Raw genomic sequence first — 236 nt, 5'->3', positions numbered from 1 at the left:
AAACGAAATAGTAATGCGCTTCTTCATGATGAAAAGAATTTAGCTGAACACGGTTATGTTGTGAACATGATTCGAGGAGTACTCAATGAGCACTGCGAATCCGTTAATATTCCGGAAAGTCCGGGCTTATTAACAACGAAAAACTTAATTCATTTATATACGCCTGTAGAGGCAAACGGCGATGCGAGTCTTTTAACAATGGTAGAAGAATTACACCCAACACCAGCTCTTGGCGG

The 236-nt window shown here is 40.7% G+C and carries 1 protein-coding gene; it reads left to right on the top strand.

The window, feature by feature from the left end; genetic code table 11:
* A partial coding sequence (locus SB775_RS33815) for a chorismate-binding protein (protein WP_410865667.1) occupies positions 1 to 236 on the top strand: 236 nt, incomplete at both ends.

The sequence above is a fragment of the Peribacillus sp. SIMBA_075 genome (genome assembly GCF_046534585.1).
The sequence above is the reverse complement of the archived record's forward strand: the minus strand, read 5'-3'. Positions and strand labels throughout refer to the sequence as shown.